The sequence below is a fragment of the Pedobacter sp. MR2016-24 genome (genome assembly GCF_026239655.1).
In the GTDB taxonomy this organism is placed as follows: domain Bacteria; phylum Bacteroidota; class Bacteroidia; order Sphingobacteriales; family Sphingobacteriaceae; genus Pedobacter.
On sequence record NZ_JAPIVO010000009.1, the window covers coordinates 395,947 to 407,121 of the forward strand.

General features: G+C 41.6%; 5 protein-coding genes. All 5 read left to right on the forward strand.

Features of this window, described 5'->3' with window-relative positions:
- Nucleotides 1–15 precede the first annotated feature (15 nt).
- The 5 genes from OQX62_RS24410 to galB all read left to right on the forward strand — a co-directional run bounded on the left by OQX62_RS24410 (nt 16) and on the right by galB (nt 11,170).
- A complete protein-coding gene (locus OQX62_RS24410) occupies nt 16–2,868 on the forward strand; it encodes a TIM-barrel domain-containing protein (RefSeq protein WP_265834289.1) in 2,853 nt (950 codons plus the stop codon).
- Between the two features lie 59 nt (nt 2,869–2,927).
- Nucleotides 2,928–6,065: a SusC/RagA family TonB-linked outer membrane protein gene (locus OQX62_RS24415; RefSeq protein ID WP_265834290.1), complete on the forward strand. Its 3,138-nt coding sequence runs from the start codon at nt 2,928–2,930 to the stop codon at nt 6,063–6,065.
- A 20-nt stretch (nt 6,066–6,085) separates the two neighbouring features.
- Nucleotides 6,086–7,678 (forward strand): RagB/SusD family nutrient uptake outer membrane protein, encoded by a 1,593-nt coding sequence (locus OQX62_RS24420; protein ID WP_265834291.1) that lies wholly within the window; start codon nt 6,086–6,088, stop codon nt 7,676–7,678.
- A gap of 25 nt (nt 7,679–7,703) precedes the next feature.
- Nucleotides 7,704–8,618 carry a hypothetical protein gene (locus tag OQX62_RS24425; protein WP_265834292.1) on the forward strand — a complete coding sequence of 305 codons (915 nt, stop codon included), beginning with the start codon at nt 7,704–7,706 and terminating at the stop codon, nt 8,616–8,618.
- 113 nt (nt 8,619–8,731) lie between these two features.
- Nucleotides 8,732–11,170, forward strand: a complete 2,439-nt coding sequence (galB, locus tag OQX62_RS24430; RefSeq protein ID WP_265834293.1) for a beta-galactosidase GalB — start codon at nt 8,732–8,734, stop codon at nt 11,168–11,170.
- Nucleotides 11,171–11,175: the final 5 nt, after the last annotated feature.

Here is an 11,175-nt window from a genome sequence, read left to right on the forward strand (position 1 = left end):
ACTGTATTTATTTCTATGCGTAAAATTAGGGTCTGCTCCGTAATCTTTACAGGTGTAATGGTATTATGCCTGAATGTAAACGGACAAGAAAAAGAAAGTTATCTTAAAACTGCTTCCGGTACTGAAATCACGATTAAAAACTCATTAACGGGAATCAAAAAAATCAGGCTCCAGCCAATTGCTGATCAGATTATTCATGTGACTGCCATTTCAGTAAATGAGTTCCCCATTGATAAAAGCCTGATGGCAGTATGGCCTTCAAAAACTGCTATACCTTATACGGCTAAATTTGAAAACGGTTCCGTTATCATTACTACGAAAACGATAAAAGCAGAAGTTTCTGTTGAAACAGGTATTGTAACTTATCGCGACCTGAATAACAAACTGATTCTTACACAAAGCAAAACAATAGAACCTGCGCTGGTGCCTAAAGTTTTTAATGGCGAATCATCATATAAAGTATCTCAGGTTTTTGATGCACAGGAGAACGAAGCTTACTACGGACTTGGACAGCATCAGCAGGGACTGGTGAATTATAAAGGCCGCAGGGTAGATCTTAGTCAATACAATACTGAAATAGGTGTTCCTTTCCTGATTTCTAACAAAGGTTATGGCATCTTATGGGATAATTATTCAATTACTAAAGCTGGTGATATCCGGGAATACCAACCGCTGAGTGCCATGCGTTTATTCTCGAAAACTGATAACGAAGGTTGGCTGACAGCAAGCTATTCCTTAAGAACCGCACCGGATAAGGTTTTATTGAGCCGTCCTGTCTCAGAAATTTCACAGAACTGGCTGACCGATCAGCATAAATTTCCTGCAAACATAAAAATGCAGGATGCTGTAGTAAATTATGAAGGTGCAATAGCAGCAGATCAGGGAGGTTTGTATCAGTTACAACTAAAATATGCTGGTTATGTAAAAGTGTGGTTTGAGGGGAAACTGGTAGCAGATTACTGGCGTCAGGCCTGGAACCCCGGAGCTGCAATCATTGATCTCAAATTAGAAAAGAATAAAAAATCCAGGATAAAAATTGAATGGATGCCGGATGGTGGTGAATCTTATTTTGGACTCACCTGTCTTCCTCCTGTTCCGGAAGCTTTAGAAAACACTTTTGCGCTGACTTCAGAGTCGGGCGCCGCAGTAAACTATTACTTCATCCACGGAGATAATGCCGATCAGGTAATCAGCGGATACCGTCAGATTACTGGTAAGGCAGTACTGATGCCTAAATGGGCAATGGGTTTCTGGCAAAGCAGAGAGCGTTATAAAACACAAGAAGATATATTAAGTACTGTCAAAGAATTCAGAGACCGTAAAATTCCGTTGGATAACATCGTGCTGGACTGGTCTTACTGGAAACAACCGGAATGGGGGAGTCAGCAGTTTGATCCTGCCCGTTTCGAAGCACCGGAAGAAATGATCAAATCATTACATGATCAGCATGTAAATCTGATGATCTCTGTATGGCCTAAATTCAATAAAGGCTTTGATATCTACGATGATTTTGACAAAAACAAGTTCCTCTACAAAAGAAATATTGAAGATGGCCGCCGTGACTGGATCGGAACAGGCTACCAGAATACTTTCTATGATGCCTTCAATCCAAAAGCGAGAACAGCTTTCTGGAACCTGATGAACAAAAGACTATATAGTAAAGGTATTGATGCCTGGTGGATGGATGCTACAGAGCCTGACATGCATTCGAACGAATCTGTAGAGGTTAGAAAAGAGTTAATGACACCTACTTATGAAGGATCCTCTACCACTTATTTCAATGCTTTCCCACTACAAAATGCGAAGGGTGTATATGAAGGTCAGCGTAAGGTTAATCCAAATAACAGGGTATTTATCCTGACCAGATCTGCTTATGCAGGTTTACAACGTTATGCAGCGGCAGCCTGGAGTGGCGATATTGCTTCACGCTGGGATGATATGAAAAACCAGATCGGTGCAGGTATCAACTTCTCTTTATCCGGAATGCCATACTGGACCATGGACATTGGCGGGTTTTCTGTAGAAAAACGTTATGAAGAGGCAAAAGGAGCTGATCTGGAAGAATGGAGAGAATTAAATACACGCTGGTACCAGTTCGGTGCTTTTGTGCCTTTATTCAGGGTTCACGGACAATATCCTTTCAGAGAGATTTACAATATCGCTCCTGAAACTCATCCTGCTTATAAAAGCATGTTATACTATAATAAGCTGAGGTACCGTCTGATGCCTTATATCTATTCATTGGCAGGTAACAGTTATCAGCAGGATTATACCATGATGCGTGGATTGATGATGGATTTCCCTCAGGATCTGAAAGCATCGAACCTGAATGATGAATTCATGTTTGGCCCTTCATTATTGATCAACCCGGTTTATACTTATAAAGACAGGAGCAAAAATGTTTATCTGCCTGCTGGTCACGGTTGGTATGACCTGTATTCTGGTAAATACTTTAAAGGTGGTCAGGAGATCAAAGCCGAAGCAACTTATGAAAGGATGCCTGTTTATGTAAAAGAAGGATCTATCCTGCCTACAGGACCAGAATTACAATATACTTCGGAAAAAGCAGCTGATCCGCTTACTTTATTTGTATACACAGGTAAGGACGCGAGCTTCTCCTTGTATGAAGATGAAGGTACCAACTACAACTATGAAAAGGGTGCTTTCTCTACCATCAACTTTAATTACTCCGAGCAAGGAAAAAGCCTGACAATAGGGGATAGAAAAGGTAGTTTTGCCGGAATGCTGAATGACAGGACAATCCGCATCATCGTGATCTCGCCGAAATCTGCTAAAGCGCTGAATTTTGTGCAGAAAGCTGGTCACACCTTAAAATACAGCGGTAAACAGACCGTGATTAAACTGTAACCAAATTAATAACCAATATATAAAATGAATACATTATTTACTAAATCCTTATGAACGGCATGAAAAAGCATTTGAATATAAACAGGAACAGCGCCTTTTTGCTGCTGTTTCTTACACTGCTGAGTTTCAGTGAGGCACTATTTGCACAGCAGCGCCAGATCAGTGGAAAAGTAACTTCAGCAGACGGACCATTGCCCGGTGCAGTGGTAAAAATTAAAGGAAAAAGCGGAGGCACAGGTACCAATAATGACGGTGCTTTTGTAATCAGCGCACAGACAGGTGATATACTTGTAATCAGTTCGATCGGTTACAAAACGAAAGAAGTACCGGTTTCTACGGGCAATACGGTAAATGTAGTATTGGCAGATGATAACCAGAACCTGGATGAAGTGGTAGTAGTAGGATACGGTGTGCAGCAGAAAAAGCTGGTGACTGGTGCTACAGTACAGGTTAAGGGAGAGACACTGCAAAAACAAAGTACAACAAATGCATTGCAGGGCTTACAAGGTCAGAGTCCGGGTGTACAGATTACCTCTACTTCAGGTCAGCCTGGAGAAGCGCTAAAAGTAACAATTAGGGGATTAGGTACCGTAGGTAATTCCGGGCCATTATACGTTGTTGATGGTGTGCTTACAGGCGATATTACTTATTTAAACTCTGCTGATATTGAATCAATAGATATTCTAAAAGATGCGGCATCTGCAGCGATCTACGGTTCACAGGCTGCAAATGGTGTAATTCTGGTAACTACCAGGACAGGTAAAAGAGGTCAGTCAGGTCAAATCACTTTTGATGCTTACGCCGGAGTGCAGAATGTCGGTAAAAAAATAGATATGTTAAATTCTCAGCAATATGCTTCTATTATGAATGAAGCAGCTATCAATGGGGGTAAACAGCCTATTTTTACCAACGGGCAGATTGCAGCGATGGGAGAGGGAACCAACTGGATAGATCAGATGTTCACGGACAATGCTTTAACACAAAATTATGCATTCGGTGCTTCAGGTGCATCAGAAGCATCGGTTTACTCGCTAGGTTTGTCTTATACTGGTCAGGCCGGTGTAGTCGGCGGTAAAAGTTTATCTAATTATGACCGTTATAATTTCAGGATCAATACTGAACATAACTTCTACAAAGATATTATCAAGATAGGTCAGCATCTGACTTACAGTGATCTTAAGTCTAACGGAATAGGGGTTGGGAACATCTATAACAATTCGCTTAGAGGAGCTTTTAATACCAGTCCCTTTGTACCCGTATATGATGCAAATGGCAATTTCTTTGATAATTCAGGATCAACCTGGTTTCCTGGTGAAGCTAACCCATATGCCTTAATGGTGCTTACAAATCAAAATAAAAGGACTAGTCAGCGTCTGTTGGGTGATATTTATATGGTAGTAGAACCAATTAAAGGATTAAAATTCCGTACAAGTCTTGGTATGGATTACAATAATGCTGATAGTCGTTCATTTACGCCTCTTTATCAATTATCTACCTATGCCTTTACCTCTACAACAAAAGCTACACAGTCGATGGATAAAGGCAAATCATTTATATTTGACAATCTCTTAAGCTACCAGTTCAAAGTAAAAAATGATCATACTTTCGAGGTGTTGGCAGGTAGCTCAGCTTACCAGGCAGATGGATCATCAATCTTTGGAACAAATACAAACCTGGTATTTGAGGATCTTGATCACGCATGGTTAAGCAATGCAACGAACAAAGATGGTACAGGAATTAACATTGGGGGGCGACCAATTCCATCTGATCGAAGGATGTCATATTTTGGTAGGATCAACTACAATTATAAAGAGAAATATCTGATCAATGCTACTTTCAGAGCTGATGGTTCATCCAGATTCTCGTCTGCAAATCGTTGGGGATATTTTCCTTCAATTTCAGCAGGCTGGGTAGCTACTAATGAGAAATTCCTTGAAGGCCAAAAAGGTTGGCTGGATTTCTTAAAAGTTCGTGCTAGCTGGGGACAGGTAGGAAACCAGAATATTCCGGCTTTCCAATATCTGGCACCTGTTAATTTAGCTTATACTAACTATACATTTGGCGATAAAGAAGGTACACTGATTCCAGGTGCTTACCAAAGCAGGATCAGCAATCCAAATATCAAATGGGAAACTTCAGAACAGGCCAATATCGGATTTGACGCTAATTTGCTAAAAAGCAAACTGACGATCAACTTTGACTGGTACAATAAAACAACTAAAGACTGGTTGCTATCTGCACCTATCCTGGCAACAGCAGGTGCTGATGCCCCTTTTATCAATGGTGGTAATGTGGAAAATAAAGGTGTTGAGCTTGCAGTTACCTACCGTAGTAACATTGGCGACTTCAATTATTCTGTGGGTGTAAATGGAGCTTACAATAAAAATAAGGTAGTTAATATCCCTACTGCTGATCAGACTATTCACGGCGGAACAGGTGTATTGTATGATAATTCACTAGAATTCTACAGAGCACAGAGCGGATTTCCTATCGGATACTTCTGGGGACTTAAATCGGCTGGCATCTTCCAGAATGAAGCAGAAGTGCAGAATTACAGATCGGCTGCGGGAAAGGTAATCCAGCCTACAGCACTGCCTGGAGATGCGAGATTTACAGACATCAATGGTGATGGTGTAATTGACAATAATGACCGTACGATGGTTGGTAATCCTAATCCAGACTATACGTTTGGGATTACGCTTTCTGGTGACTATAAAGGTTTCGACTTTTCTGTTGTAGCTTCAGGTGTGGCCGGAAATGATATCGTACAGTCATACAGAAATCAAACCAGTCAGTTTTCAAATTATACAACAGCCGTTTTGGACAGATGGCATGGTGAAGGTACTTCAAACACTGTACCACGTGTAACTGAAACACCTGTTAGTTATGCTACCTTCTCAGATCTTTATATTCAAAAAGGAGATTTTCTGAGAATCAGCAATATCACTGTAGGATATGATTTGGGCAAAATATTCAAGAAAAGTTATTTGAAACAAGTGAGATTATATGCTGCAGCATTGAATGTTTATACTTTCACAAAGTATAATGGTATGGATCCGGAGATTGCGTACGGAGGTATTCCTTCTACCAATTCGAATGGAGAAAGCATTGTTCAGGATGCCTATGCATCGGGTATCGACGTAGGTTATTATCCAAGACCGAGAACATTTATGTTCGGTGCAAACTTTAAGTTTTAATCTACCTGATTTTAGAAATTATGAAAGCTATAAAAATATTTACAATTGCAGCACTCTTTTTATCACTTGGAGCATGCAAAAAAGGTTTCCTTGATGTGGAGCCTATCACTACGGTAACTGAAGAGAACTTCTATAAAACACCAAAAGATGCATACACTGCATTGGTAGGTTGCTATGACGGGATGCAAATTGTGTGGACTGAAGGTGTTTCTCTACCTGTTGCTGCCGAAGTAATGTCTGATAACGCCTTTGGGGGTACTGGAAATTCAGATGGATTTGGCTACCAGATGTTAGATGAATTTGATAAATCACGTTCTCCTGCTGACCAGGATCTTTTCGGAGGAAACTGGGTATTATATTATAAGGCTTTATTTCGCTGCAATACGTTAATTGCCAAGATGGATCAGATTCAGTGGGGTACTGATGCACAACTACGCAAAACTTACGAATCTGAAGCACGTTATATTCGCGCCTACCTGTTATTTGATATGGTCAGACTCTGGGGTAATATTCCTCTGATAACTGTACCAACAAGTGAAAATATTCCACAATCAAGTCCGGAGGCCGTTTACAAACAAATTGCGGAAGACCTGAAATTTGCTTCCGAAAATATGCTGGCTACATCTTATACGGCACAACCAGTTGCAGAACATGGTCGCGCCACTAAATATGCTGCTGAAGCCTTATTAGGCAGGGTTTATCTTTTTTATACCGGTTATTATGCAAAGACAGATTTAGCTGGCGTAGTGACAAGAGCACAAGCACTTGCTTATCTGGAAGATGTTATCACCAATGGTGGTTATGGTTTGGTGGAAAATTTTGCAAATCTATGGCCTGCTGCTTCACCAGCCACTTATGTAGGTGAAGACAATAAAGAAACCATTTTTGCAATTAAATATACCTATACCAGCGATTACAATGGTAACAGGGACGGGAATTACTGGATGGTCATGACCGGAATGAGAGAATTTTCTTTCGCACCGTACGGTAATGGCTGGGGCGGACAAACGGTAAACCCGAAATTATGGAATGCCTATGCCTCCACGGATACACGTAGAAGTGCATCTATCATCTCTATTGCAGGTGAGAACATTCCCTTCACAAATCAAAAAGGTCAGCGTGAATACACAGGCTATTATGGTAAAAAATACAGTCCTATGTTAGGTGCAGATGGAAAACCTTTACCTGATACCTACGGAAATCCTAACTTCCAGATTGCACAGTTTCAGGATTATGTGGTTATCCGCTATGCTGATGTATTATTAATGGCAGCAGAATTAGGCAGCCCTAATGCACAGACTTATTTTGATAGAGTAAGACAGCGTGCATATCTGACAGCTTTTACACCTTTAGCCTTAACTACAGACAACTTGTTCCAGGAACGCAGATTAGAGTTTGCATTGGAAGGAATCAGGTATTATGACTTATTACGTCAGGGTGTTCCAAAAGCGGCACAAACTATCGCAGAAAGCGTAAGTTTATTGAATGGAGGAGCTTCTGTAACTAAAACAATCTCTGCAGGTAATATCACGACCACGCAGGGCTTACAGCAGATTCCTTATACACAAATTACTTTGTCCAACGGTACATTAAAACAAAACGCCGGCTGGTAATCATTATTGATTTAATCTTTGAGAAATGAATTCATATAAAAAACTAATCGTGATGCTGATGCTGCCTACGCTCTTCATCGCATGTAAAAAAGATGAGCATAGTCTGGGTACTGTGCTGGATAAATCTGAAATTAAATATTCAGTAACACAGGATCTCACTGCTGATCCAGGTGGTAATACCGTGATCTTGAAAAACCTCACGCCTGCTACTTTGCCGATGTGGGATTATAGCACGGGTACTTCCAACAGAATGACTGATACAGTAAGATTTCCTTTTGTGGGTGATTATAAGATCAAATTTTCCGTATCCACAGGAGGATCAATTGTTCAGTTAGACTCTGTCATCGTGAAAGTAACTAAAGATAACCTGGCCTATGTGAATGATCCGTTATGGCTTGATATTTCTGGCGGCGTAGGGAACGAAAAACAATGGGTGCTTGATGTTAACGCTAAGAATTTTAATGGTCCTATGGCATTTTATGGCACTACAAATGGCTGGCTTGCTGAAGGTGGACCATGGTCTTCTGGTGCTTTTTCAACTGGTTGTTATGGTGGCGACTGCTGGACATGGGGGCCGGACCTTGCAACCATTTATGGAGGTATGATGACTAAGGGTGACTATGGTGTGATGACTTTCGGTTTGAAAAATACCGCTTCGTTTAATGCAGTTAAATTGATGGAAAATGGTGTAATACAAAACGGAAGTTATACGATCAACACAGGTGCTAAAATATTAACCATCAACAATGGCAATATCCTGCGTGGTTATAAACCGGCCAAAAATGGGATTACCGGAATCAGTAACTGGACTACTTATAAAATCCTGACCTTAAATGAGAACTTTATGCAGTTAGGCGTAATTAGGGACAAAGATGTAGATGGCGAGGGCCCCGCAATGATTGTTTACAACTTCATTTCAAAGAGTTTCGCTGATAATTAGTTATTTCCTGGCGTTCTCTTTTAATAATAACGGTCATTAAATCGTTGAAAAGCCTGAAAGCATTTTTTGCTATTCGGGCTTTTTTAAAAACTTATATACTTAAACTTATTCCCTTGAAGATATTTCCAATTTTTAAGCTAGTACTTCTCGTTTCCTGTGTAACGGGCTCATTGTTTGCACAGCAGAATCCCAGGGTCATTTCGGATTTTAACGCGGACTGGAGATTTATATTAGGTAATCAGACTGGCGCCTCTGCTAAAGTGTATGCAGATAAAAACTGGCGTAGTTTGAATTTGCCGCACGACTGGAGTATTGAAGGCAAATTCAGTAAAGACCATCCTGCAACAGTAGGGGGTGGAGCATTACCCGGTGGAACAGGCTGGTACCGTAAAACGTTCACCATTCCCGCAACAGCTAAAGGAAAATACATCGCGATTGATTTTGATGGCGTTTACCGCAACAGTGAAGTATGGATCAACGGGCATTTCCTGGGTAAACGCCCTAACGGTTACATTGCCTTCCGTTATGAATTGTCGCCCTACCTGGTTTACGGCGGAAAAAACACCATTGCTGTTAAAGTGGATAACTCGAAACAGCCCAATTCGCGATGGTACAGTGGTTCGGGAATTTACAGAGATGTAAAACTGATTACTTTAAACAAGACGCATGTAGACCAGTGGGGCACTTTTGTAACTACTCCGGTTGTAACGGCAGAACAGGCACAGGTTAAGGTGCAGATCAAATTAAGCTCTTCTGTAAAAACCACCCAGCAGGTTACGGTAAAAACACAGCTATTTGATCAGGATAAAAAACTTGCAGGCAGTTCTTCGAAGATAATTGCACTGAATCTAAATGCCACTCTGAACGATGAAATTAATGTAAAACAGCCAAACCTCTGGTCTGATGTCAATCCTTACCTATATACTGTTCAAACGCAGCTATTGGTTAAAGGTATAGTCGTAGATCAGTGTACCAGTTCTTTGGGGATCCGCAGCTTCAGTTTCGATGCTGACAAAGGTTTTGTACTGAATGGTAAAGAACTGAAGATCCGGGGCGTTTGCAATCACCATGACCTTGGTGCCTTAGGTGCTGCATTTAATGTCCGTGCTGCGGAAAGACAGCTGGAAATGCTGAAAGTAATGGGCTGTAACGGTATCAGGACATCACATAATCCTCCTGCTTCGGCACTGCTGGACTTATGTGATAAAATGGGCTTTATCGTAATGGATGAGGCTTTCGATCTGTGGGCAAAAAAGAAGAATGACTTCGACTATCATCTGGACTGGGCGAAATGGCATAAAAAAGATCTGGAAGATCAGATTTTGCGCGACAGAAACCATGCTTCGGTTTTTATCTGGAGTATTGGAAATGAAATTCAGGAGCAGTGGGGTACAGGCGCTGATACTGCAGGCCGCGTAATTGCGAGAGCGCTGGCCGGCATCGTCAGGAAGCTGGATATGACCAGACCTATCACTACAGCTAACAATGATGTTGCCCTATACAATAACCTGATACAGTCGGGCGCAACCGACATCATCGGTTACAATTACAACCACGACAAATGGAAAGATTTTCATAAAACCTACCCGGGTAAAAAATTGATCGCTACAGAAACTACTTCTGCCTTACAGACCCGCGGACATTATGATATGCCGTCCGACAGTGCCAGAATCTGGCCTACTGCCTGGGATAAACCCTTACTGACAGGTAACGCAGATTTCAGCTGCTCTGCATATGATAATTGTTATGCGCCCTGGGGTTCTTCACATGAGCAAACGCTAAAAGCATTTGAAAACGATCCTGTAGTTTCGGGTATGTTCGTATGGACGGGATTCGATTACCTCGGCGAGCCTACACCTTATGTATGGCCGGCCAGAAGTTCCTACTTCGGCATAATTGATATCGCAGGTTTCCCGAAGGATGTGTATTACCTCTACCAGAGTGTATGGACGAACAAACCAGTGCTGCATATTTTTCCGCATTGGAACTGGAAGGCCGGTCAGACGGTTGATGTTTGGGCTTATTATAGTCAGGCAGATGAGGTTGAGCTGTACCTGAGCGGTAAATCATTAGGTAAAAAGACGAAACAGGGCCGGGACATGAAAGTGACCTGGAGAGTGAAATACGAGGCTGGAGAAATTAAAGCGGTATCGCGAAAAAATGGAGCGACTGTATTGGAGCAGGTGATCCATACAGCTGGTAAAGCGGCTAAATTAATGCTGGTAGCAGATCGCAGCAAGATCAGCGCAGACGGTAAAGATCTGTCGTTTATTACGGTGAAAGTATTGGACAAGGAAGGAAATCTGGTACCCGATGCAGATCAGCTGATTCATTTTAAAATCGAAGGAGATGCAACGCTGGAAGGTGTTGATAATGGCAGCCCGATTAGTCATGAATCCTTCAAAGGTAAGCAGCATAAAGCTTTTAACGGACTGGCCCTGGCCATCGTGAAAGCTGGTAAAACTGCCTCGACAATCAAACTGATCGCTACCAGTGAAGGATTGGGACGCGAAAGTATAACAATAGACCTGGAGTCTCCCAACCTTAAATAAGCGTG

Coding starts and splice junctions, on each gene's coding strand:
- OQX62_RS24415 (WP_265834290.1), top strand. CDS start 2,928: ATGAAAAAGCATTTGAATATAAACAGGAACAGCGCCTTTTTGCTGCTG.
- OQX62_RS24425 (WP_265834292.1), top strand. CDS start 7,704: ATGAATTCATATAAAAAACTAATCGTGATGCTGATGCTGCCTACGCTC.
- OQX62_RS24420 (WP_265834291.1), top strand. CDS start 6,086: ATGAAAGCTATAAAAATATTTACAATTGCAGCACTCTTTTTATCACTT.
- OQX62_RS24410 (WP_265834289.1), top strand. CDS start 16: ATGCGTAAAATTAGGGTCTGCTCCGTAATCTTTACAGGTGTAATGGTA.